Below are 24,077 nucleotides of genomic sequence, written 5' to 3' on the forward strand. Positions count from 1 at the left end.
TCTCGTGGGCTCGGAGATGTGTATAAGAGACAGCCGAAAAGGGCCGCGCCTTGCGTGAGACTGCGCTTCATGTGCCGGATACGATGGCGGATGGCTATGATCCGGCGGGCCTGGAAGAATTGCGTGAGCGTGTCACAGCGCTCGTCGCGATCCTGGCACAACATGACGGACGGGGACGTCCCCAGGATGGCGCTTGAGCGATAATTGACGCAACGGCGCCAGCGATGCCACATTCAACGTTGCTCAAGCGGAGCTCGCAAGAGCGCGGCGCTTTTCAATTGCCGTGGCTCCGCCATTTGCCAGGTCACGCAGCATATCTCTTGAACGTGCGTTCCGTGCGGTTGAGCAACGCAGTTTCCTGACGAGCCATGCCCTTCCTGATCAGTCCGACGCGGTTTCTGCTGCATTACGTGGCCGCGCGGCCCTGGATATTCCTGCTTCTTGGCTTGCTCGTCGCCGGCGCCTCGGTGAGTTCCATCGGCGTACAATATGCTATGAAGCTGTTGATCGATGCGATGACGAGCGCCGATCGCATTCGCTCGCTTGTTTATACTGCTTTGGCCCTGTTCCTGAGCCTCGTCGTTCTGGAAAGCCTGCTCCAGCGCCTCGCCGCGATGACCCTGGGACATGCCACCGTTGTCTCTGGGGTCGGCATCCGACTGGACATGGTGGATTACCTGACCGGCCATCAGATGCCGTTCTTCCAGAACCAGCGCGCTGGCTCGCTCGGCCATCGGATCTCCGGGCTTGCCGGTATCTTCGGCGCGATCATTCATCGGCTGCTGCAGGAAGTGACACCACCACTGATCGCCTTTGTCGGTGCCATGATCATCTTCGTGGCGATCGACCCGATCATGGCGGCAGTGCTGGGCGGCATCTTTGTTTTCGTGACGATCGGTCTCGTGCTGCTCGGATTCCGCGGGCACGTGCACCACAAGGCGTTTGCAGAGCACGCGGGCACCGTCGGCGGCGAACTTGTGGACCTGATCGGCAACATCTGGGTCGTAAAAGCATTCGCCGCGGGCGAGCGTGAGATTTCGCGATTGCGCGAGTTCATGGATGATGAGGCGGTTGCACAGCGCCGCGGATGGTTCTTTGTCGAGCGGATGCGCGGTCTGCACGATCTGTCGCTGGCCATATTCGTGGGTGGCACGCTGATCTGGGCCATTGGGCGATGGTCAAGCGGCGCGATCACCACGGGCGATGTCGTGATCATCAGCACGATGACCTTCCGCATTCTTCATGGTTCGCGCGATCTGGCAATGGCGTTGATCGATGTCAGCCAACAGTTCAGCTATTTGCGCGAAACGCTCGACATCATCGGCGTGCCCCAAACGCTGAACGACGCTCCCGGCGCAGCGCGTCTCCGGGTGGGTGAGGGCAGAGTGGAGTTCAGTCACGTCACCTTCGGCTATGATCCGCGCCACCCCGTCCTTCATGATCTCACGCTCGAGATCCCGGCGGGGCAGAAAGTGGGCATCGTCGGTCCGTCGGGAGCCGGGAAATCATCGCTGCTTCAGCTAGCGCAACGGTTTCACGATCCGCAGGCGGGCCATGTTGCGATCGACGGTCAACGCGTCGACTCGGTAACGCAGGAGAGCCTCCGCGACGCGATCGCCGTGGTGCCCCAGGAGGTTCTGCTGTTCCACCGATCGGTGATGGAGAACATCCGCTTCGCCCATCCGGAGGCGGATGACGAGGAGGTCTTTCGCGCCGCGGAGGCGGCCGGATGCGATGATTTTATCCGCCGCCTCCCGCATGGCTATGACAGCATCGTCGGCGAGCGGGGCACCAATCTATCCGGAGGGCAGCGACAGCGGATTGGGATTGCACGTGCCTTCCTGAAGAACGCACGCATCGTGCTGCTGGATGAGGCAACGTCGGCACTTGATTCCGAATCGGAGCTTGAAGTTCAGAACGGGCTGGAGGCGCTGATCCAGAACCGGACGGTCATCGCGGTCGCGCATCGCCTTTCGACCGTCGCGAACTTCGACCGCGTGGTGGTCCTTTCGGAAGGGCGTATCATCGAGGACGGGCCGCCGCAGCAACTGCTGCGCCGACCGGGCGGAGCGTTCCGGCAGCTCTGGGTCATGCAGGTCGAGGGCATGGATCGGTCCTCCGGCATATCGGCGGCCGGGGAGCGCCTGCGTGCACTCTCCGAACGAAGCCGTGCGCGCGTGCAGCAGATGGTGCGCAGCGCCTGGCAGAGCAGGACAGACCGGCCCTGATCCATGCACGCGAGGTGCAGGGGGGAAGATCCGCAATCAGCTTCTAAGCGGTAGACGATCTCGGGCGCTTTGCTCTCTTTGTCTCTCGTTCCGCCACGACCTGAGCTCAGAAGCGCAAGTCAAGTCACCGGATCAACCCTGAGCGGCGAAGCAAGCGGTTCGCTCACGACTCTGTCGTTGAGGCAACTGATTGCAAACGGGAATGGGGGGTAAAGAAAAGCCCGCCCGGCAAGGTGCCGGGCGGGCCTTGTCTCTCAAGGCGACAGGCCGGGCGATCAGCCCTGCGTCGACTCCTCGCGTGCCTCTGCGCTCGCGCCAGGCTCGGCGTTCGCGTCATAGTCCTCGGTGAAGCCGCCCTGGTCGCGACCTTCTTCGAAGACCTGCGCCATCACGTCCACGCCCTGCGACTGCAGCTCAGCCTCTTCCGGCGAACGAGCGATGTTGACCTTGACGGTAACGGAGACTTCCGGGTGCAGTGCGACGCGCACGTCGTACACGCCGATTGCCTTGATCGGGCGATCGAGCACAACGGCCGACTTGGCGACCTTGTGACCCGCTTCGTTCAACGCCTCGACCAGATCACGAACAGCAACCGAGCCGTACAGCTGGCCGGCGTTCGACGCCTGGCGGATGATCGTGACCGATGCGTCCTTGAAGGTCTTGGCTTCCTTCTCGGCCTCGCCGCGACGATTCGCGTTCTCGGCTTCGATGCGGGCGCGGTTCGCCTCAAACACCTTGCGGTTGGCTTCGTTGGCGCGCAGCGCCTTCTTGTTCGGCAGCAGGAAGTTGCGGGCGAACCCGTCCTTCACCTTCACTACGTCGCCGATGCCGCCGAGCTTCTCGACGCGCTCAAGCAGAATGACGTCCATCTGCTCTTCTCCTTACTTAACGACGTAGGGCAGCAGGCCCAGGTGACGGGCGCGCTTGATCGCCTGAGCGAGTTCGCGCTGCTTCTTGGCGCTCACCGAAGTGATGCGCGACGGGACGATCTTGCCACGCTCGGACACGAAGCCCTGCAGCAGACGCACGTCCTTGTAATCGATCCGGGGGGCGTCCTTCGCCGAGAAGGGGCAGCTCTTGCGGCGGCGGAAGAAGGGACGGGCCATTATGCGTTCTCCTCTTCACGACGGCGACCGCGCTCGCGATCCCGCTCCTGCTTGCGCATCATCACCGACGGGCCCTGCTCATGCGCATCGACCTTGACGGTCATGTAGCGGATGATGTCCTCGTTGATGGAGTGCTGACGCTCGATCTCTGCGACAGTGTCGCCCGGTGCGTCGATCTCGATCATCACATAGTGAGCCTTGCGATTCTTCACCATGCGATAGGCGAGGCTGCGCAGACCCCAGGTCTCGGTCTTCACGACCTTGCCATTGTGATCTTCTACGATCTTGGTGACGGCTTCCGCCATCGCGTCCACCTGCGCCTGTGCCAAATCCTGGCGCGCAAGGAACACGTGCTCATACAGAGCCATGTGCTTTCCTTCGTTGGCCGATCGCTGACATGGCCCCGTGCCATGCCCCTCCGACTGTCGTCCAAAACAGCGAAGGCGGGGAGGCCATGCTCCCCGCCCGTGCTGCCGGATCCCCTACTCAGATCTGGAGAAAAAGCAAGTCTTACCGCAGGGCATTCGCCAGGACGGCGGCCACGATGCCACTGCCGACCGCGACCAGCACGGCATCGTTGCCGGAGCGCACCCACTGATGGCCGCGCGGCGGGGCGTAAAGATGGCGGCCACGATATTGGCGATAGTCGACGACTCGATAATTGGCGGCGTAGCGGCGATCGAAGCGCTGGCCCTTGCGCCAGGCGCGATTGTTGCTTTCACGGCGAACGGTCGTCGTCTTCTTTACCACGGTGCCGTTCGGGCGCTGCTTGATCGTGGTGACCTGCCGCTCCTGCTGACGCGACTGAGCCTGTGCGCTGGTGCCGATCATGGGCGTAGCGATCAGCGAGGCTGCAATGGTAGCCTGAACGATCTTGCTGAACATGGGTCAACTCCTTTGAACTTCTCACCGGCGCCGGAAGAACCGCGCCGTCGAGAACCTATCTGAGCCTCAACTGTCGCTACCGAATGGCGGCAGGCGCGCCATTTCGTCTCAGATTGTCGCATTGGCAGCACCAGGATGAACGGCGGTTCAGCAAGGCAAGCATTTCTATACTGCACCAGCCTATGGCATCGCTGATGAAGACCATGCCCGAGACGATCCCAGTTCATCGGTACACGACTGCGGGAAGCGGGCGTGCAGGCGCATCGTCGTGGTTGCGATTGGCTGGCTGGATCGCGGTACTCGGCGCAATCATGCTGGCTGCGCTCTTCATCGGCTGGATCGGCTTCATGGCGTCCGATGATTCGCTTTACCATGCGGGTGCGATACGGTGGCTTACCGATCCGCCGTTCCCCGGCAGCGATCATTGGTCGACGCGATTTCCGCTGACGCTGACCTTTGCGGCAGTGATCAGAGTGATGGGCAACAACTTCGCGGCATTCGCGGCTACTGCCTTGTTGTTCTACATCCTGTTGGTGGTGGTGGTCGGCGGCATCATCGCCGCCATAGACACTCCGCGGGCCGGGTGGATCGCCGCACTGCTCACCGCCACTTTCCCGGTAGTGGTCGCACATGCCAGCACCGTCAGCGTCGACCTGCTGGAAGCGACTGCCCTGGTGGTCGGAGCGTGGCTTGTGGGTTCGGCGAGTGAGAGCCGGGCAGGGCTGCTGCGAGCCGGCCTTGGCGGCGTCATGTTCGGGATTGCAGTGCTTTGTCGGGAGACGAGTGTTCTCGCACTGGCGGTTCTCGGCCCGCTTATGCTGCTGGGCCGTCCGGTGCCGCGCAGCGCAATAATGGCCTGTGGTCTTGGTGCCATGTTGGTTTTGCTCGGCGAAGCGGCGTTTCAATATACCCTCACCGGTGATCCGCTGCGGCGCTACGCCATCGCCTTCCATCACGACGAGCATATCGATCGCGCGGCGAATCATGAGGGGAACTTCCTGCTCTGGCCACCGATCGATCCGCTGCTCGTCCTGTTCGTCAACGATGACTTTGGCCTGCTGTTCTGGGCGATCGGCGCCGCTGGGCTGGGTCAGGGCTGGGAGCGGATGCTGCCGGATCGTCAGGTTCCGTTCCTGCTTCTTGCCGCCATGGCGATCGGCAGCTTTCTGCTCGTATCGGCGCTTTACACCAAGCTGGTGCTCAATCCCCGGTACTTCATGCTGCTGGCTCTTGCCGCCTCGATGATGCTGGCGATCTGGCTTGATCGTGCCGCGCGGACGACACGAATGCTGGTCCTGGCCGCTCTGATCGCAAGCAATCTGTTGCTGATCAGCGTCGGGAATGCCCATCCAAGGTGGTCGCTGGAGGCGCTGATGCTGGCCGCGGAGGCACATCCCGATGTCACGATCGCTGGGGCGGCGAACGACGTAGCTCGCGCGGACATCCCAATGGCGTTTCTTCGGCGAGCCAATATCCGGTCGCTTCCCGCCCGTCCCGGTGATCTCGTTCTTGCAGCGACCGATTCGGCGCCGGCCGGGCAGGTGATCGCGCGATACCCATCTCCGCCGACGCGGCTTGGGGCGGTGATCCAGTGGCTCGGTTTGAAACCCTTTGTCCCGAACGCGATATCCAGGCGCATGTTCGCGCCAAATGCGGACATGGTGTTGGTTCGGCCGCACGGCGGTTGACCCCGCGCCCCTGACGCGCCTACCGGGCCCCTCTTCGAATTGGGAGAGGCTGATGCGAGCGTTCATCTTTCCGGGTCAGGGCAGTCAGGCCGTTGGCATGGGTCAGGCGCTGGCCGCCGCTAGTTCCCATGCACGCGAGGTCTTCGGCGAGGTCGACGAAGCATTGGGTCAGAACCTGTTCCGGCTGATGACTGAAGGGCCCGCCGATGAACTGACGCTCACCGAAAACGCTCAGCCAGCCATTATGGCGAACGCCATCGCGACGCTGCGCGTGTTGGAAAGAGAAGGCGGCGTTCGGCTGGCGGAGAAGGCAGATTTCGTCGCCGGTCACAGCCTTGGCGAGTATAGCGCCTTATGTGCGGCGGGCGCATTCGATCTTTCCACCGCGGCACGGCTGCTGAAGCTGCGCGGGCAGGCGATGCAGGCCGCCGTGCCGGTGGGCGAGGGCGGCATGGCCGCACTGCTCGGCGCGGACCTTTCCACAGCGGAAACGATTGCCGCCGCCGCCGCCGAGGGCGAGGTCTGCACGGTTGCCAATGACAATGATCCCAGTCAGGTGGTGATCTCGGGTGCCAAGGCCGCCATTGATCGCGCCATCGCGCTGGCCAAGGAACATGGCGCCAAGCGCGCCGTCGCGCTCCCGGTGTCGGCCCCATTCCACTGTCCCTTAATGCAGCCCGCCGCTGACGCGATGGAGAAGGCGCTGGCAGAGGCCCCGCTCAGCGCGCCGCTTGTTCCCGTATACACCAATGTCACGGCGGCACCGGCGAGCGATCCTGACACGATCCGGCGCCTGCTGGTCGAACAAGTCACCGGCATGGTGCGTTGGCGTGAGTCCGTGCTGGCAATGGTCGATGCGGGGGTCACCACCTTCGTGGAGTTCGGCGGCAAGGTACTAACGCCGATGGTGAAGCGGATCGCGCCCGATGCGACGGCGGTAAGCCTGGTATCGATGGACGATGTCGAAGGCCTGCTCAAGGAGCTGTGATGCAGGCAGCATGCCGCTTCCATCGTTTGGAGGCTACGCTGACGGTGGCAGTGGTTCGTGTGAATTCAGGAGAATTGGATGTTTGACCTCACTGGTATGACGGCTCTGGTGACTGGAGCGTCGGGGGGCATCGGTTCTGCCATCGCGCAGGCTTTGGCCGCACAGGGCGCTCGCCTTGCCGTCTCCGGATCCAACGCGGAAAAGCTCAGCGCTTTCTGTTCGCAGCTCAGTGGCGACCATGTCGCTGTGCCGGCGAACCTGTCAGATGCGTCCGCTGTCGACGGGCTTGTTCCTGCAGCGCTCGAGGCTTTGGGTGGCCGCCTCGACATTTTGGTGAACAACGCCGGTGTCACGCGCGACAACCTGACCATGCGCATGAAGGACGACGAATGGGACCAGGTCATTCGCGTCAACCTGGAGGCCGCTTTCCGGCTGATGCGCGCCGCTTCAAAGCCGATGATGAAGCAGCGGTTTGGGCGGATTGTGTCCATCACCTCCGTCGTCGGTCAGACCGGAAATCCCGGTCAGGCAAATTATGCGGCGTCAAAAGCGGGCCTCGTCGGCATGTCCAAGGCGATCGCGCAGGAGCTTGCCAGCCGTAACGTTACGGTTAATTGCGTCGCCCCCGGCTTCATCCAATCCGCCATGACGCATGTGCTGCCGGAAGCGCAGAAAACCGCGCTTCTCACCAAGATTCCGGCAGGGGACCTGGGTAAGGGAGAAGACGTCGCGGCAGCCGTTGTCTACCTGGCATCACGAGAGGCCGGATATGTCACCGGGCAGACACTGCACGTGAATGGCGGCATGGCGATGGTCTAAAGCAGACTTGTATCGGGGCGCACCCCGTTCTACCTGCGTTCAGAATTCAACAACCCCCCGAATGAAACAAAGGGAATTTATATGAGCGAGACCGCCGACCGCGTGAAGAAGATCGTCGTCGAGCATCTCGGCGTCGAAGCCGACAAGGTGACCGAGGACGCGAGCTTCATCGACGATCTCGGCGCGGACAGCCTCGACATCGTCGAGCTGGTGATGGCGTTCGAGGAAGAGTTCGGGGTGGAGATTCCGGACGACGCCGCGGAGAAGATCACCACCGTGCGTGATGCGATCACCTATATCGACGAGCACAAGGGCTGAGCGTGAGCGCGGCGGAAAGGCCTTGAGCCTGCCGCTGCCACGGCCACGGATTTGAGCGGCTCCCCGTCCACGGCTAGAGGGCGGGGAGCCGTTTCGTTGTAACGTTCATGGAGTAGCGCAATGCGCCGCGTCGTCGTCACCGGTCTTGGCCTCGTCACCCCGCTTGGGGCGGACGTGGAAACTGCTTGGGCCAACATCATCGCCGGCAAATCAGGCGCCGGGCCGATCACGCGCTTCGACGCGTCCGACTATAAGTGCCGCATCGCCTGCGAGGTGAAGCCGGCAGACCATGAATATGGTTTCGACGCTTCAAAGCGGGTCGACCACAAGATCCAGCGTCAGGTCGATCCGTTCATCGTGTACGGCATCGATGCCGCGGGCCAAGCGCTCGAGGATGCGGGCCTGACCGAGATGAGCGAGACCGAGCGGTATCGCGCCGGCTGCTCGATCGGGGCCGGCATCGGCGGCCTGCCCGGCATAGAGAGCGAATCGATCGTTCGCCATGAGAAGGGGCCGGGGCGCGTCAGCCCGCATTTCGTGCACGGGCGCCTGATCAACCTCATCTCGGGGCAGGTCAGCATCAAATACGGCCTGATGGGGCCGAACCATGCGGTGGTCACCGCTTGCTCGACCGGCGCGCATTCGATCGGCGACGCAGCGCGCATGATCGCGATGGACGATGCCGATGTCATGCTGGCCGGTGGCGCAGAGGGTGCGATCTGCCCGCTGGGGATTGCCGGCTTCGCGCAGGCACGGGCACTCAGCACCAACTTCAACGACACGCCGGAGAAGGGCAGCCGTCCGTATGACAAGGACCGCGACGGCTTCGTCATGGGCGAGGGTGCCGGCGTCGTGGTGCTTGAGGAATATGAGCGGGCAAAGGCGCGCGGCGCAAAGATCTACGCCGAGGTGATCGGCTACGGCCTCTCCGGCGACGCCTATCACGTCACGGCGCCGCACCCGGAAGGCTCGGGCGCGTTTCGGTCGATGGAAATGGCGATGCGCAAGAGCGGACTATCGCTTTCCGATATCGACTATATCAATGCTCACGGCACCTCGACGCCGCTCGGGGATGAACTCGAGCTCGGCGCCGTGCGCCGGCTGTTCGGCGATCATATCGGCTCGCTGTCCATGTCGTCGACCAAGTCGGCGATCGGCCACCTTCTTGGCGGCGCGGGCGCAGTCGAAAGCATCTTCTGCATTCTCGCCATGCGTGACCAGATCGTCCCGCCGACGCTGAACCTCGACAATCCGAGTGACAATTGCGCGGGAGTCGACCTCGTCCCGCATGTTGCCAAGAAGCGTCAGGTGCGCGCTGTGCTGAACAACAGCTTCGGCTTTGGCGGTACCAACGCCTCGCTGGTCATGAAGGCCCTCTGATTCCATCGTCCGGCCCGGTCTCGACCGGGTCGGTCCATCCGGCCCGCTTTCTTTTCGGGGCGGAGCGACGCCTGAGGTAAGATGATGCGCAAGGCGGGTTGCCTGGGACTGATCGCCGGATTGGTGCTGATTGCCCTGTTGTTCTGGGTGGGTCGGGACTGGTCCGGAGAGGGACCGGCGAGCAAGCCGCTGGCGGTGGTCGTTCCGGAAGGTGCAAGCCTCGCGCGAGCGGCCGGAGAGCTTGAGAAGCAGGGCGCGATCCGCTCAGCATTGCGTTTCCGCGGGTACGCGCGCGTGTTCGGTGGCGGCAAGCCGATCAAAGCCGGCGAATATGCGATACCGGCCCGCGCCAGTGCGGCTGACATCCTGGCGTTGCTTGAGGATGGAAAGGTCCGCCAGCGTCTGGTTCCAGTACCCGAGGGCTATCCTTCCGTTCTGGTGCACGAGGCGCTGATGCGCGCGGAAGGGCTCACGGGAGAGGTGTCGGTTCCGCGCGAGGGCTCGGTGCTGCCGGACAGCTACGCCTATCAGTTGAACGACACGCGAGCGGCCGTCGTCGGCCGGATGCAGAAGGCGATGGCGGATTATCTCGCGGCCGCCTGGAAGAGGCGCAAGCCGGGGATCGCGGTCACGACCCCGCAGGAAGCCGTCGTCCTCGCGTCGATCGTCGAGAAGGAAACGGGCAAGCCGTCCGAACGGCGAATGGTGGCGGCGGTCTATACCAACCGTCTGAAGACGGGCATGCCGCTGCAGGCCGATCCCACCGTCATCTATCCGATCACCAAGGGAAAGCCGCTTGGGAGGCGGATCAAGCGATCCGAACTGCAGGCGAAGAACGGCTATAACACCTATGCGAGCGCCGGCCTGCCGATCGGCCCGATCGCAAACCCCGGTCGTGCCTCGATCGATGCCGTGCTGGATCCCGCGAAGACGTCTGCGCTTTACTTCGTGGCCGATGGCACCGGCGGGCATGTGTTCGCGGACACGCTCGATCAGCATAACGCGAATGTGGCGAAATGGTATGCGATCCGCCGTGCGCGCGGAGAGATGTAGGCTGTTCACTTTGCGGCGCGCGGGCGTAGAAGTGACGAACATCACCACGGACTCGCCGCTTTCTTGACCACGCCCATGCTGATCGCCGCCGGCGCTGTTTTGTTGTTGCTGATTGGTGCGGCTACCATGGTGCTCAACCGTGGTCTCCGGGCGCTTACCGCGGCTGCCGAGCAGCGGGATCGTCTGCACCTCGCAGAAGGGTTGCTCGCCGGTGCGCCGATGCAGCCGATCCTGGTGATGGCCAACCACCGGCTGGACATGCCGGCACGCATCGCTGACCTTTTCGGGCTGGTGCAGCCGCCGACCGACTTCGACGGCCTGAGTGCCGCCGGGGGTGGCTTGACCCCGCTCGATGCAGAGCAACTTCTGAACGACGTGATCTCCGTTCAGCGATCCGGCAGGCCATTCATCCGGCAGGTTCGGCCGCGGGGCGCCGCACGCACGTTAACGCTGCGCGGCGCGCGGGCGCCGGTCGGCGCCGGCAGCGCCGAGGTCGTGATCTGGGTGCACGACGCCAGTGAGGCACAGGAGGAGGTGGAGCGCCTCGCCGCAGAGCAAACGCAGGTACGAGAAGCGTTTGACGCTTTGACGGCCCTGATCGAGGCAGCGCCCCTTCCAATGTGGTATCGCGGGCCTGACTTGCGGCTGGCGATGGTCAACACTGCCTATGTTCAGGCCGTGGAAGGCGCGGATGCGGCCGATGTGGTGGCGCGCGGGCTCGAGCTGATCGAAGGTTCCGGCCAGGGTGGTCCGCTCGCGGGCGCAACAGTTGCACGTCAGACCGGTCGGCCCGAAATCCGCGTGTTGCCTGCAACGATCGGCGGCGCGCGACGGTCGATGCAGTTGTTCGACGTTCCTCTTCCCGGCGGCGGCGTCGCCGGGTTCGCCATCGACGTGGAGGAACTGGAGGAGGCGCGTGCCCGCGAACAGCGCTTTGCCGTGGCGCAGCGGGCCATGCTCGACCGACTTTCCGCCGGCGTTGCGCAGTTCGGTCGCGACCGCTCCATGGTGTTCTGCAATCAGCCTTTCCGGCGCATGTTTGCGATGCGCAGTGAATGGATGGCGGACCGCCCCGAATTTGATCGCGTGCTGGAACGCATGCGCGAGGCGAATCGGCTGCCTGAGGTGCGGGACTTTCCAGGCTGGAAGGCGGAGCGGCGCGACTGGTTTACCCGAACCGATGCGGCCACGGAGGAAACGTGGCACTTGCCTGGCGGTGTGCATATCCGCGTGCTGGCGCAATTGCTGCCGGACGGCGGCTTGCTTCTGATCTTCGAGGACCGAACGGAAGAAGTTCAGCTCGCCTCTGCGCGGGATACGCTGCTGCGCGTACGCACCGCTACGTTCGACAATCTGTTCGAGGCGCTGGGCGTGTTCGCGGCGGATGGTCGGCTTCAGCTATGGAACAATCGCTTCCGCGCTTTGTGGGAGTTCGAGGAGGAGTTCCTGAGCAGTCACCCGCGCGTCGACGCGGTGGCCGAAAAGATTGCTCCCAAATTGCGGACGCCCAATCGCGCGACATTGGTGACCGAGCTGGTCCGTTCCGCGACCAGCGATCGGCAGCAGCGCAGCGGGCGCGTGGCGTTGGCGGACGGCCGCCACTTCGCCTTCGCCGCCGTTCCACTGCCGGATGGCAACGCGCTGTTCACGATGCTGGACATCAGCGATAGCCGGCGCGCTGAACAGGCGCTGCGGGATAGGGCAGCGGCGCTTGAGGCCGCTAACAAGGTGAAGACGGCTTTTGTCGCGAACATGAGCTACGAACTGCGCACGCCGTTGACGTCGATCAGCGGCTTCGCGGAAATGCTGCACGCGGGTTATGCGGGCAAGCTGACCGAGCAGGCCGATCAATATGTGACCGCGATCCTCTCGTCAGTCAGCCGACTGGGGATGTTGATCGATGAAGTGCTCGACCTGACGCAAGGCGAGCGGGACATGCCTCTGAGGCGCGAACTGGTCGATCTTGCCGATGCGGCGCGTGCCGCAGCAGAAGCAGTGGACCAGGCAGCGGCAGAGCGAAATATCGACTTCGCCGTGGAGATCGACGCGAGCGCCGGACAGGTGAACGGCGACGTGCGGCGCATCCGCGAAACGATGGAGCACCTTCTTCGACACGCCATTAACGCCACCATGGCGGGCGGGCGCGTGCTGCTTCATGTCGATGGCGACGCCGACAGGGCGCGCATCATCGTGTCGGACGACGGCGGCGGCATGGACGAGGATGCGGCCAAGCACGCCTTTGACCGCTTCGCCCAGCCGACCACCACGCGCGGAGTGCGTGCGCTCGATCTCGGGTTGCCGCTTGCCAAGCAGTTCGTCGAAGCACACGGTGGACAGATCTCGCTCGTCAGCGAACTTGGTATCGGTACGCTGGTGAAGGCGGAACTGCCCCGATGACGAGCGGCAGCCTGCGCCTCGCCGATGCGCGCGAGACCGAGGAGGTGGGTGCCCGGCTTGCCGACCTGCTGCAGCCTGGTGATATCGTCACGCTCACCGGGCCGCTGGGCGCCGGCAAGACCAGTATCGCGCGCGGGCTGCTCGCCGGCCTCGGTTTGGCGGGTGAGGCTCCGTCGCCCAGCTTCGCGATCGTTCAACCCTATGACCCTCCGGAGGTCCGGCTGCCAGTGCTGCACGTCGATCTTTATCGGCTGGATGGGCCGGAGGAGCTGGAAGAACTCGGGCTGTCGGAAGCGCTGTTCGATTCCGCGCTGGTCGTGGAATGGCCTGATCGGGCAGGGCCGAGTGCGTGGCCCCAGGCGTTGCGCTTCGCGCTGGCGATCGAACCGGATGGCGCGCGGCGCTTGACTTGGGAAGCGCCGGCGGCATGGGAGCGCCGATGGTCCTAGACATGACGCCGCCCGCCGAAGCGCCCGATTTCCTCGCTGCGCACGGATGGGGTGGAGCAACAGTGCTGCCTCTCGCCGGCGACGCCTCCTTTCGACGCTATTTTCGCATCGTGGATGGGGGGCGCAGCGCCGTGCTGATGGACGCGCCTCCGCCGCACGAGGACCCGCGCCCGTTCATCGCGGTCGCACAATGGTTGTCGGAACGCGGTTTCGGCGCGCCGAGGATCCATGCAATCGATGAAGCGCGCGGCCTGGTGCTGATCGAGGACTTTGGCAACGATCGCATGCGGGAAGCAATCGATGCTGATCCCGAAGCCGCCTTGGGGCTTTATGCCAATGCCGTCGATGTTCTGGTCGCCCTGCGCGATCACCCGGCCGGCGCCTGGCGCCCATATAATCGAGCCGAGCTGCAGCGCGAGGCCGGGCTGCTGGTGGAATGGTATTGCCCCGCCCTCGGCCTTGACGTCGACACGGCAGGCTATGTCACGGCGTGGGACGAGGTCCTGCAGCACGCGCGCTACGATCGCGCCGTTACGGTTCTTCGTGATTATCACGTCGAAAATTTGATGCTCGTCGGCGCGTCCCGGTCACTCGGGCTGCTTGACTTCCAGGATGCGCTCGCCGGGCATGCAGCCTATGACCTGGTTTCATTGTTGCAGGATGCGCGGCGCGACGTGGATCCTGCGCTCGAACGCGCGATGCTGGATCGCTACCTCGCGGCAACCGGAGAGGGCGAGGCGTTCATGCGCGCCTATCACGTGCTCGGCGCGCAGCGGAATGCCAAGATCATCGGCATTTTCACCCGATTGTGGAAGCGCGACGGCAAGGAACGCTATCCAAGCCTTTGCCCGCGCGTCTGGGCCTATTTGGAGCGCGATCTCGCCCGTCCGGAGCTAGCCCCGGTCGCGCGCTGGTTCGATGCCAACATCCCCGCCCAACTCCGTGGTGACCCTCTGCTGCTGAGCGTACAATGACGAAACCGCGTGTTTTGCGGCCGGAACTTCCGGCGCTTATGCCGCAGACGGCGATGGTGATGGCAGCCGGCCTCGGGAAGCGGATGCGACCCCTGACGGCCACCCGTCCGAAGCCGCTGATCCAGGTGGCGGGCAAGACGCTGCTCGATCACACGCTGGATCACCTTCGCACCGCCGGCGTGAAGCGCGCGGTGGTCAACGTCCACTATCTCGCCGATACGTTGGAAGGGCATCTTCGCGCTGTCGACGGGATCGACATCACGATTTCTGACGAGCGCGCGCAGCTGCTGGAAACAGGCGGCGGCCTGATGAAGGCAAAGCCTCTGCTCGGCAGTGAGCCCATCTTTGTCGTGAACAGCGACAATTACTGGCTAGATGGGCCAATCGATGCCTTGTCGCTGCTGGCGGCGCGGTGGAACGCGGCGGAGATGGACGTCCTGCTGCTGCTGGTTCCCCTTGCTCGCGCTCATTGCCATCGCGGGCAGGGTGATTTCCACATCGCCGCGGACGGACGAATTACCAGCCGACGCCGCTCCGGCCGGCTTGCGCCCTTTGTGTTCATCGGCGTGCAAATCCTGAACCCCGCCATTCTCGTCGATGCGCCGGAAGGGCCGTTCTCCACCATGCTGTTCTGGGAGCGTGCGATCGCGGCCGGTCGCGCTTACGGTGTCGTGCATCAAGGCTTGTGGGTTGATGTCGGCACGCCTGCTGCCGTCACCAGAGCGGAAGCCTTGCTGATCGATGGGTGAGCGCACTACACCCCGGCTTTTTACCATACCCGCGCACCGCGGGTTTGCGGATGCGCTGGCTGCCGGATTGATCCGGCGGTTCGGCGATGAGCCGCTCGGGCTGGCGCGCGGCTTGGTGCTTCTGCCGAACAATCGTGCGAAGCTCGCCGTCACCAACGCTTTCGTCCGCGCCAGCGGCGGTGCGCTGGTGCTGCCGCGCCTGGTTGCCATCGGGGCTGATGATCTTGGCGAGGCGATCGGCGCCGCGCTCGACCCGGCTGACGCGCCTGATCCGCCACCGCCAGCTATCGGATCGCTCGGCAGACGCATGATCCTGGCGCGACTGGTCAAGGAGGCAAAGCCGGCGCTGGACGCGACAGAGGCGGTGCGGCTGGCGGGAAATCTGGCGGCTACGCTTGACCAGCTTGTCGTGGAAGAGGTCGATCCGGCTCGCTTGGCCGCGCTGGATCTGGGCGACCTGACTGAGCATTGGCGGCAAGCGCTTGAACTGTTCCAGGTGGTGCTGGATAAATGGCCCGGCGAACTCGCCAGCATGGGCCGGATCGACGCGGCCGCCCGCAGAACGCTGTTGCTGCGGCGCCTGGCGGAACGATGGGGTAAGACGGCACCCACCGGCTTTGTCTGTGCCGCTGGCATCACGGATGCGGCGCCTGCCGTCGCCGCCCTGCTAGGCCGCGTCGCCATGCTCGACAACGGTCTGGTTGTCCTGGCGGGTCTCGACCGAGTGATGGATCAGGCGGAGTGGGACTCGCTTGGTCCGCATCAGCCCGATCCGATCACGGGGCGCACCCCGCGTGCGATCGAGGTGCACCCGCAGTTTCACCTGAAGCAGTTGCTATCGCGCATGGGTATGGCCCGCGACGATGTCGCGCCATGGCCGGATGGGAAGGATCATCAGGCGTCCGCCGCGCGAGGACGAACAATCGCCAATGCGCTTGCCCCGGCTGAATATACCGCGCGATGGACTGAGTTGCGACCTCAGCAGCGCCAGCTTGGGGGCGTCCGCGTCGCGGAGCTTGCCAGTCCTGCCGAGGAAGCGCAGGCGATAGCGCTGGCCTTGCGCCAAGCCGTGGAGGAGCCGGAGCGCACCGCCGCGCTGGTCACGCCGGACCGGGCCCTGGCGCGGCGCGTTTCGGCGCATTGCGCCCGCTGGGGCCTCGATGTGGATGACAGCGCAGGCCGTCCTCTCTCCATCACGCCACCGGGAACGTTGCTCACCGCCATCGTGGAGGCGGCGACTGACCGCTTCGCGCCGCTCGCGCTGCTGACGCTGCTCAAGCACCCGCTCGTGCGGGCGGGGGAGCAGCGCGGCGCGTGGCTCGAGCGCGTTCGCCGCCTTGACCGCAGCCTGCGGGGGCCGAGGCCCGCACCCGGGTTGGACGGGATCGAAGCGCATCTGGGGGATCGCGCGGGTGCCTGGTGGGCAGACGTACGTGCATTGCTGGATCCGCTTGCCAGCGCCTTCGCGGGCGGGGTCACGCAGCTTCCTGCCCTGATTGCCGCCCTGCGAGATGCAGCAACGTCGCTCGCGGGAGACGACGCGTGGCGTGGCCCGGCGGGCCGTGGGGCAGCCGACTTGCTGGCCGAACTGGAAGCCGACGCCGTCCTGGGCCCGCCCGACGTTGCGGTGCAGGAACTCGCGCCGATGTTGCGGCTGCTGATGGATGAGGTCGCCATCCGCCCGCCTCAGGGCGGGCACCCGCGCATCGCGATTTACGGCCTGATCGAGGCGCGCCTGCAATCTGCGGACCTGATGATTCTCGCAGGTCTGAATGAAGGTGTGTGGCCGGGAAGCGCCGCGCCAGATCCATGGCTCGCCCCGCGTATTCGCGTCGCCCTCGGTCTGCCTGGGCTGGAGCGGGCGATCGGCGTGGCCGCTCATGATTTCGGCCAGGGACTGGGCGCGCCCGAGGTGTTGATTACCCGGTCACGCCGGGATGCCCGCTCACCGGCGATCTCTTCACGACTATGGCTCCGCCTCGCCGCCATGGCGGGCGACGAGTTCGACCGAGCCCGCGATCGCAAGCTGGAAGGATGGAGCCGACTGATCGATGACGGCGGAAGGCCGCGACCGGTCGCGCGCCCGGCTCCAAATCCGGCCGCCGCGTTGCGCCCCAAGGCCATGTCCGTGACGCAAGTTGATCGTTTGAAGGCCGATCCGTTCGCCTTTTACGCTCAGCGCATCCTGCGGTTGGCGGCGCTTGATCCCGTCGATGCCGATCCGACGGCTGCCTGGCGCGGTACGGCCGTACATGGCGTGCTGGAGGCCTGGGCACGCGACGAGGACTGCCGCGTGGACGCGCTTCGACCGCTCGCGCTGTCAATGCTAGGCGATCCCGGCACGCATCCACTCGTCCGCGCGCTCTGGCAGCCAAGGCTGTTGGCGGCGGTCGAATGGATTGCCCAGCGCATGGCTGCGGAGCAGGACGCGGGCCGCAATGTGCTGGCGGCGGAGGGCAAAGGCGGGACCGTAATCGCCGGCATCGAGCTTTCTGGCCGCTTCGACCGGATCGACTCCATGCCGGATGGTACGTTGGCGATCGTGGACTACAAGACCGGGAAGGTGCCTTCCGCGGCGGCCGTGCGCGCGGGCTTTTCAATGCAGCTGGGGCTGCTGGGCGCCATCGCCGAGGCCGGCGGATTCGCGGGAATCAGTGGCCGAGCGGGCAGCTTCGAATATTGGTCGCTCGCCAGGAACCGCGAACGGTCGTTTGGCAGTGTCAGTACGCCGGTCGACCCGAACGGCAAGAGCGATCGCATTCCGACCGCCGAATTCGTGGACCGCGCTCGCGCCGTATTCGCGGAGGCGGCGGGACGCTGGCTGACCGGGGACGAGGCGTTCGTCGCCAAACTGCATCCCGAATATGCACCCTATGCGGAATATGATCAGCTGATGCGCCGAGACGAATGGTACGGCCGTGACAACTAAGGTCTTTTATAGTCTTCAGGGACCCCGGTGAACAGCTCCTCGGGGACACGCCCGCTTCCACCACTCCGGGGCGAGCAGCGTCGTGCCAGCGCGCCCGATGCCCATGTGTGGCTCTCCGCGTCTGCCGGCACCGGCAAAACACAGGTGCTGTCCGCGCGCGTCTTCCGCTTGCTGCTGCGGGGCGTCGATCCCTCAGCCATCCTCTGCCTCACGTTCACCAAGGCGGGCGCGGCAGAAATGGCGGCCCGCGTCAGCCAGCGGCTGGCCGCGTGGGTGCGGATGAAGGATCGAGACCTGTTCGCCGATCTGACGGCGCTCGGCGAAACAGGAGATCCCGAGCAGCGCGACCGTGCGCGGACGTTATTTGCCAAAGTACTGGACGCACCTGGCGGCGGTCTTCGTATTCAGACCATCCACGGTTTTTGTCAGGGGTTGCTTGCCGCCTTTCCAGCCGAGGCCGAACTCGTCCCGGGCTTTCGCCCGATCGAGGCGCGCGAGGAAGCCGTTCTGGCGCGCGCCACTCTGGCCGATCTTCTCGTCAGCGCGGAGGCGGAAGGCCGCACCGGGCCGTTGGAGGCGATCGGCAAGCTGAGCATCCGCTTGGGAGAGGCCGGTGCCGAGCGCTATTTGCACGACTGCGCCCGAGCCGCGCTTGCGCTGGAGGAGCTGCCCACGGGTATCCAGCCGTGGCTTCGCCGTGAGCTGGATCTTCCGTCTGGCGATGTGGAAGAACATATCCGGCACGCCTGCAGTGATGACGAGATAGATCTCACCGCGCTGGAAACCATTGGCGCGTTGAACAGAGCCTGGGGCGGAAAGAAGGGCAGCGCGCGAGCCGCGACAATCGCAACATGGCTTGGCGCAGGCGCGGAGGAGAGGGCAGCTGCGCTCGAAGAGCTGCATATGGTCTGGGCGAAAACCGATGGCGATCCCCGGTCGTTCGTGAAGGGACAGGCGCCGCCAGATCCCGATTATGCCGATCTTGCCATGCAGATGCACACGACGTGCGCAGAACTGCTCGGATTGCGCGTACGGGCGGCGTTCGCCGATCTGCTCGCCGAGGGGCTGACCGTTGGTCGGGACTACGCGAGGGCCTATGCGGCGGCAAAGCGGCGACGCGGGCTTGTTGATTTCGATGATCTGATTGCGGCCACCGTCCGGCTACTCGAAGTGCCAGGGATTGGCGATTGGGTCCGGTTCAAGCTGGACCAGACGACCGAACACGTCCTGATCGACGAAGCGCAAGACACTAACGTATCCCAGTGGCGCATCGTGCGCGCGCTGGTGGACGAATATTTCGTTGGCCGCGGTGTATACGCGCCCCCGGTGCGTACGCTGTTCACCGTGGGCGATCACAAACAGGCCATTTTCGGCTTTCAAGGGACCGATCCGGTCAACTTCCGAGCGGCAGAGACCTTTTTCGCGCGCAAGGCTGCCGATGTCGCTGGCGACGATCGGATGCCCGACGACGAACGCGGCTTGCCGTTCGAACAGCTGTCGCTCGTGTCATCGTTCCGCTCCACGCGGCCAGTTCTGGAGTTCGTGGACGCGGCGGTGGAAGGGCTGGGCTCTGGGGCACTCGGGCTCGACACCGACATGCCGCCCCATGCCAGCGAAGTTCCTGGGCCGGGCTGCGTTGAGCTGTGGCCGCCGATCGCAGCTGGTAGCGGCGAGGACGACCTTGGCGACGAGGAATGGATCGACGATGCGGTCCGCGCAAACGCCACCCGGATCGCGCGTCAGATCCGGACGTGGCTGGACAATGGCACCATGCTGGAAAGCAAAGGCCGCCCGATCCGCCCGGAAGACATCATGGTGCTGGTCAAGCGGCGGGGAGAGATCGCCCAATTGCTGGTGGCCCGCCTCTATGCCGAGGGTGTTCCCGTGGCGGGTGTGGACCGGCTGCGGTTGAATGCACCGCTCGCCGTGCAGGATCTGCTGTCCGCAATCCGCTTCGTTCTCCAGCCAGAGGATGACCTCAGCCTGGCGAACCTGCTGGTGTCTCCGCTGATCGGTTGGAGCCAGGACGAGCTGCTCGACCGCGCCGTTCCGCGTGCCGGCAGCTTGTGGCGTCATCTTTCAGAGCACCATCGCGCGCTCCTGCAACCGCTCGACGCGATGCTCGCCCGTGCGGACTTCACGACTCCACACCGCTTTCTGGAGGAAATACTTTCGGGCCCTCTCCATGGTCGTCGACGGCTGCTTGCTCGCTTGGGGGAGGAAGCACGCGACCCCATCGAGGAACTCCTCAGCGCGGCACTCGATTTCGAGACAACGGCAACCCCTTCGCTGCAGCGCTTCCTCGACTGGTTCGATCGCGGCGAAGTGGAGGTGAAGCGCGAGGCGGAGGGTGCCCTGAGCGCCGTGAGGGTGATGACCGCACATGGTGCCAAGGGCCTCCAGGCCCCGGTCGTGATCTTGGCCGACGCGACCGCAGATCCAGACGCGACCCGCGGCGGAACGTTGATGTGGACGCCCGAGGGGCTTACCCATCCTATCCCGGTGTTTCCGCCTCATCCGTCTGAACGCGCCGGCCCGATTGCCGATGTCGCGTCCGAGGCCGCCACCCGTGAGCGGCAGGAGCATTGGCGCTTGTTCTACGTCGCGGCGACGCGGGCGGAGGAGCGACTGGTTATCACGGGCTCGCTGAGCCCGAAATATCGTGCTGGCCCGCCGGAGCCGAGTTGGTACGCGGCTGCGCAACGAGCCCTTGACCTGCTGGCGGTGCCTGCGGGCGAGGTACGGGCGTTCCACGGAACGACGCCGGGCCAGCCCGTGGCGCCGAAAACTGCTGACACTGCGAGCCCGCAGGAGCAGGATCCTCTGCCAGATTGGGCGCACCTGCCTGCCCCGCCGGAGGCACGTCCTCCTCGCCCGCTGGCGCCGTCTGCGATCGGGCAGGACAAGGTCTCGGACCCGCCGCCTACGCCCGAGATGCGTGCGGCGGCAGAGCGCGGACGGTTGATCCACGGACTGTTCGAGCGTTTGCCCGCGGTCGCGGCAGAAGACCGCCGGGTGGCAGCGGATCGCTGGCTGGCGCAGGTCGGGCAAGTGACTGACGCAGCGGAGCGCGCCCGCCTGACCGAAACTGTCTGCGGCATCCTAGCCAACCCACACACCGCCTCGCTCTTCGGCCCGGGATCACTGGGTGAGGTCCCGATCAGCGCGGTCGTTGAAGGTGGCCTGGTCATCGCAGGTACGGTCGATCGACTGCTGGTGACGCCTGAGCGCGTGCAGGTGGTCGATTTCAAGACGGGTCGGTTCGCGCCCGGGGGGCTGGATGCCGTTCCGGTCTATCATCTTCGGCAGATGGCCGCCTACGTAGCGGCTCTCTCGATCATCTTTCCGGACCGCCCGGTGGAGGCCTCACTGCTTTACACGTCGGCACCCGTGCTGATCCCGCTGCCTGCGGATCTGCTGGCCGCGCACAAGCCCGGCTTGACCGCCCCGGAGCAAAGCTTGGCCGCTGGTCGTTGAGTGTCTCGTTCCGCGGACCTAGATTGTGCGCAAAGGAGATTGTTGAAATGGCCACCAAGCAGATCACGGACGAAAGCTTCCACGCGGACGTCATCCAGTCGGACAAGCCAGTCCTGGTGGATTTCTGGGCGGAATGGTGCGGTCCCTGCAAGATGATCGGGCCGAGCCTTGAGGAGATCTCGGAGGAGCTTGGCGAGCAGGTCACCATCGCGAAGATCAACATCGACGAGAATCCGGATGCTCCGGGTCGTTACGGCGTTCGCGGGATCCCGACCATGATCCTGTTCAAGGGCGGCAATCCGGCTGCCACCAAGGTCGGTGCCGAGCCGAAGGGGCGGATTAAGGCCTGGCTCGAGGGCGCGCTCGCCTGAGGTCTGGTGACCGTTGATTGATTAAGACACGGGCCCGGTCAGCCATTGACCGGGCCCGTTTCGCATTTGGTCAGCGCGCTTTAGCCTGTCGCGAGATCGCGCGACAACTCAGCTGCGATAATCGGCGTTGATGGAAATGTAGCCGTGCGTCAGATCGCACGTCCACACCGTCGCGCGTCCTTCTCCCAGTCCGAGGTCAACGCCGATCTCGATCTCCTGACTTTGCAGGTGCGCCGCCACCGGCGCTTCATCATAGTCCGCGACGGCGAGTCCCTGAACCGCGACCTGCGTTTCCCCGAAGCGGATCGACAGTTTATCGCGCTCGGCCGGCTCTCCCGCTTTACCAACGGCCATCACGACGCGCCCCCAATTGGCGTCCTCACCCGCAATCGCCGTTTTCACCAGTGGCGAGTTGGCAATCGACATGGCGATACGATGCGCCGATCGGTCGCTTTCCGCGCCTTCGACGCTGATCTCGATAAGCTTTGTCGCTCCTTCGCCGTCTCGCACGACGAGCTGCGCCAGCTGGTGGCACAGATCAGCCAGTGCCGCCCGAAACGCATCGGCACCCGCACTGTCGTCGCTCGCCAGGGGCGTGTTGCCGGCCTTGCCAGTCGCAAAAGCGAGAACGGTGTCGCTCGTGGACGTGTCGCCGTCGACGGTAATACATGAAAAGGTGCGATCACTCGCCGCGCTCAGCGCCGCCTGAAGGAAGGGCGCCTCTACCGCGACATCGGTAAAGATGAACCCGAGCATCGTCGCCATATCCGGCGCGATCATGCCTGACCCCTTGATCACGCCAACAAGGGTGATGTCGCGCCCATCGACCAACGCTTTGGTGACCGCGCCCTTCGGATAGGTGTCGGTCGTTCCGATAGCTTCAGCAATCTGGCGCCAGTTGGTGGGTGCGGCACCGAAGGCGGCATCAAGCCCGGCCTCTGCCTTGTCTACCGGCAGAGGCACGCCGATCACGCCGGTCGAAGCAACGAACACATCGGATGGCTGGCAATTCAGGTGGGCGGCCGAACGGGCGGCGATCGCTTCGACGGCGGCGCGTCCGCGGTTACCGGTAAATGCATTGGAGTTGCCGGCATTGACCACCAACGCCCTCGCTTGCCCCAGCACCAGCGTCTTGCGGCACCATTCCACTTCGGGCGAGGGGCATTTCGATTGGGTCAGCACGCCCGCGACGGTGGTGCCGGCGTCAAGCGTGACGAAACTCAGGTCGCAACGGTCCCACTCCTTGTATCGAGCGCGCGCCACGCGCGGCGTGGCTCCTGCAATGACCGGCAGCTCGGGAAAGGGCAGGGCAAGCGGGGAGATGGCGGTAGACATGCCAGCCGCCATGCCGCGCGTGAGGCGATTTGTCACGCGATGCGGCTCTGGTCAGCTATGCTACCGCTGTTCTATGAACCTCTCTATCTTTCATGTCTCTTTCAGAAAGATGTGCTGCGGAGGGATTTACGATTGGCACCAGGATCGTTCGCTATTGCTTCGTTGTTGCTTCTTGCAAGTGAAGCCCCCAGCGGGGGCGCGGCTACGACGCCGCCAAAATTAATCTCGGGTGAAATTACACCGGACGACTATCCCGCCAACGCCCACGGAGTATCCGGAACAACTATAGTCAGTATTTCCGTGGACGAGACCGGTGCCGTAGTCGATTGCAAGATTGTGGCGCCTAGTGGATCGACTGCCCTAGATGATCATTCCTGTTCGCTGATCCGGCAACGCATGCGCTATGAGCCCGCCAGATCGGCTGATGGCAAACCAGTGATCTCTTCGATTACCCGTCGGGTTTTGTGGAAAGGATCGTCACGGCCTGTCGGACTTGCGTTGCTGCAGCCAGTCTGGGTCGAGATCGAGTTGATTGTTGCTCCTGACGGTCTGCCCCGCTCCTGCAAGGTCGTAAAATTCGAGAACACGACAGGAGAGTCACCGTCTGTGGCTTGTCCGTGGGCTATACAGGGAATGAGATTTCCCCCGATTGCGGGAACCAAAGACCGCTTGGTCAGGTACCGTAACTCGGTCCAGATCAGTGAAGTGCCGTAGCTTTGTGGAACGTCTGCGGCATGCCTGAAAGCCAGTTACGCCGATCCCAGATGGTTTTGGGTTGGCCGCGCGGGTCTGTCATCCTATGTCCGGCGCAATGAACCTCCTGCTCCTCCTTTCCGCGCTGCTATCGGCGCTGACCGGCGTCGGCGGGAGCGTGCGCGCGCAGGGCCGCGCCCAGGCGGTTGCCCAAGGTGCAATTGCCGCTGCGAGTGTC

At 64.5% G+C, this 24,077-nt stretch carries 21 protein-coding genes; 16 read left to right on the forward strand and 5 right to left on the reverse strand.

Features of this window, described 5'->3' with window-relative positions; translation table 11 throughout:
* Nucleotides 1-50 precede the first annotated feature (50 nt).
* Nucleotides 51-197: a hypothetical protein gene (locus AX702_RS22015; protein WP_156455414.1), complete on the forward strand. Its 147-nt coding sequence runs from the start codon at nucleotides 51-53 to the stop codon at nucleotides 195-197.
* 171 nt (nucleotides 198-368) lie between these two features.
* Complete coding sequence (locus AX702_RS08545; protein WP_066778503.1) at nucleotides 369-2,228, forward strand: ABC transporter ATP-binding protein; 1,860 nt, start codon at nucleotides 369-371, stop codon at nucleotides 2,226-2,228.
* 275 nt (nucleotides 2,229-2,503) lie between these two features.
* On the opposite strand, the gene rplI is transcribed toward AX702_RS08545, so the two are convergent.
* The 4 genes from rplI to AX702_RS08565 all read right to left on the reverse strand — a co-directional run bounded on the left by rplI (nucleotide 2,504) and on the right by AX702_RS08565 (nucleotide 4,219).
* Nucleotides 2,504-3,097: a 50S ribosomal protein L9 gene (gene rplI / locus AX702_RS08550; RefSeq protein ID WP_066778505.1), complete on the reverse strand. Its 594-nt coding sequence runs from the start codon at nucleotides 3,095-3,097 to the stop codon at nucleotides 2,504-2,506.
* Nucleotides 3,098-3,109: 12 nt separating this feature from the next.
* Nucleotides 3,110-3,334 (reverse strand): 30S ribosomal protein S18, encoded by a 225-nt coding sequence (gene rpsR, locus AX702_RS08555; RefSeq protein WP_007403456.1) that lies wholly within the window; start codon nucleotides 3,332-3,334, stop codon nucleotides 3,110-3,112.
* Nucleotides 3,334-3,702: a 30S ribosomal protein S6 gene (rpsF, locus tag AX702_RS08560; protein ID WP_066778506.1), complete on the reverse strand. Its 369-nt coding sequence runs from the start codon at nucleotides 3,700-3,702 to the stop codon at nucleotides 3,334-3,336. The genes rpsR and rpsF overlap by 1 nt, the downstream gene beginning before the upstream one ends.
* A 142-nt stretch (nucleotides 3,703-3,844) precedes the next feature.
* Nucleotides 3,845-4,219 (reverse strand): RcnB family protein, encoded by a 375-nt coding sequence (locus tag AX702_RS08565; protein WP_066778507.1) that lies wholly within the window; start codon nucleotides 4,217-4,219, stop codon nucleotides 3,845-3,847.
* Between the two features lie 194 nt (nucleotides 4,220-4,413).
* Between AX702_RS08565 and AX702_RS08570 the strand changes: the two genes are divergently transcribed.
* From AX702_RS08570 to trxA, 13 genes are all read left to right on the forward strand, one after another.
* The gene (locus tag AX702_RS08570; protein WP_156455415.1) at nucleotides 4,414-5,907 is read left to right on the forward strand and encodes a hypothetical protein; all 1,494 of its coding nucleotides are present in this window, start codon (nucleotides 4,414-4,416) and stop codon (nucleotides 5,905-5,907) included.
* Between the two features lie 52 nt (nucleotides 5,908-5,959).
* The gene (gene fabD, locus AX702_RS08575) at nucleotides 5,960-6,895 is read left to right on the forward strand and encodes an ACP S-malonyltransferase (RefSeq protein ID WP_066778509.1); all 936 of its coding nucleotides are present in this window, start codon (nucleotides 5,960-5,962) and stop codon (nucleotides 6,893-6,895) included.
* A gap of 78 nt (nucleotides 6,896-6,973) precedes the next feature.
* Nucleotides 6,974-7,714 (forward strand): 3-oxoacyl-[acyl-carrier-protein] reductase, encoded by a 741-nt coding sequence (gene fabG, locus AX702_RS08580; protein ID WP_066778511.1) that lies wholly within the window; start codon nucleotides 6,974-6,976, stop codon nucleotides 7,712-7,714.
* Between the two features lie 81 nt (nucleotides 7,715-7,795).
* Nucleotides 7,796-8,032, forward strand: a complete 237-nt coding sequence (locus AX702_RS08585) for an acyl carrier protein (RefSeq protein ID WP_046410516.1) — start codon at nucleotides 7,796-7,798, stop codon at nucleotides 8,030-8,032.
* A gap of 120 nt (nucleotides 8,033-8,152) precedes the next feature.
* A complete protein-coding gene (gene fabF, locus AX702_RS08590; RefSeq protein WP_066778513.1) occupies nucleotides 8,153-9,412 on the forward strand; it encodes a beta-ketoacyl-ACP synthase II in 1,260 nt (419 codons plus the stop codon).
* A gap of 84 nt (nucleotides 9,413-9,496) precedes the next feature.
* On the forward strand, nucleotides 9,497-10,465 hold the full coding sequence (gene mltG, locus AX702_RS08595) for an endolytic transglycosylase MltG (RefSeq protein ID WP_066778584.1): 969 nt from the start codon (nucleotides 9,497-9,499) through the stop codon (nucleotides 10,463-10,465).
* A 75-nt stretch (nucleotides 10,466-10,540) separates the two neighbouring features.
* A complete protein-coding gene (locus AX702_RS08600; protein WP_066778515.1) occupies nucleotides 10,541-12,862 on the forward strand; it encodes a sensor histidine kinase in 2,322 nt (773 codons plus the stop codon).
* Nucleotides 12,859-13,311: a tRNA (adenosine(37)-N6)-threonylcarbamoyltransferase complex ATPase subunit type 1 TsaE gene (gene tsaE, locus AX702_RS08605; RefSeq protein WP_066778517.1), complete on the forward strand. Its 453-nt coding sequence runs from the start codon at nucleotides 12,859-12,861 to the stop codon at nucleotides 13,309-13,311. The genes AX702_RS08600 and tsaE overlap by 4 nt, the downstream gene beginning before the upstream one ends.
* Entirely contained in the window at nucleotides 13,302-14,285 is a 984-nt protein-coding gene (locus AX702_RS08610; RefSeq protein WP_231731785.1) for an aminoglycoside phosphotransferase family protein, read from the forward strand. Before tsaE ends, AX702_RS08610 begins: the two co-directional genes overlap by 10 nt.
* Complete coding sequence (locus AX702_RS08615; RefSeq protein WP_066778523.1) at nucleotides 14,282-15,034, forward strand: nucleotidyltransferase family protein; 753 nt, start codon at nucleotides 14,282-14,284, stop codon at nucleotides 15,032-15,034. Before AX702_RS08610 ends, AX702_RS08615 begins: the two co-directional genes overlap by 4 nt.
* On the forward strand, nucleotides 15,027-17,963 hold the full coding sequence (gene addB, locus AX702_RS08620; RefSeq protein ID WP_066778525.1) for a double-strand break repair protein AddB: 2,937 nt from the start codon (nucleotides 15,027-15,029) through the stop codon (nucleotides 17,961-17,963). Before AX702_RS08615 ends, addB begins: the two co-directional genes overlap by 8 nt.
* A gap of 27 nt (nucleotides 17,964-17,990) precedes the next feature.
* Complete coding sequence (gene addA, locus AX702_RS08625) at nucleotides 17,991-21,440, forward strand: double-strand break repair helicase AddA (protein WP_066778526.1); 3,450 nt, start codon at nucleotides 17,991-17,993, stop codon at nucleotides 21,438-21,440.
* A gap of 47 nt (nucleotides 21,441-21,487) precedes the next feature.
* Nucleotides 21,488-21,811, forward strand: a complete 324-nt coding sequence (gene trxA, locus AX702_RS08630; RefSeq protein ID WP_066778529.1) for a thioredoxin — start codon at nucleotides 21,488-21,490, stop codon at nucleotides 21,809-21,811.
* Nucleotides 21,812-21,919: 108 nt separating this feature from the next.
* Here the strand turns inward: trxA and argJ are convergent, their stop codons facing one another.
* Complete coding sequence (gene argJ / locus AX702_RS08635; protein WP_066778585.1) at nucleotides 21,920-23,146, reverse strand: bifunctional glutamate N-acetyltransferase/amino-acid acetyltransferase ArgJ; 1,227 nt, start codon at nucleotides 23,144-23,146, stop codon at nucleotides 21,920-21,922.
* Between the two features lie 57 nt (nucleotides 23,147-23,203).
* Between argJ and AX702_RS24270 the strand changes: the two genes are divergently transcribed.
* Nucleotides 23,204-23,860, forward strand: a complete 657-nt coding sequence (locus AX702_RS24270) for an energy transducer TonB (RefSeq protein ID WP_197420535.1) — start codon at nucleotides 23,204-23,206, stop codon at nucleotides 23,858-23,860.
* The last annotated feature ends 217 nt before the right edge of the window (nucleotides 23,861-24,077 follow it).

Origin of the sequence: Sphingomonas sp. CCH5-D11 (assembly GCF_001557395.1) — a bacterium.
Classification (GTDB): domain Bacteria; phylum Pseudomonadota; class Alphaproteobacteria; order Sphingomonadales; family Sphingomonadaceae; genus Sphingomonas.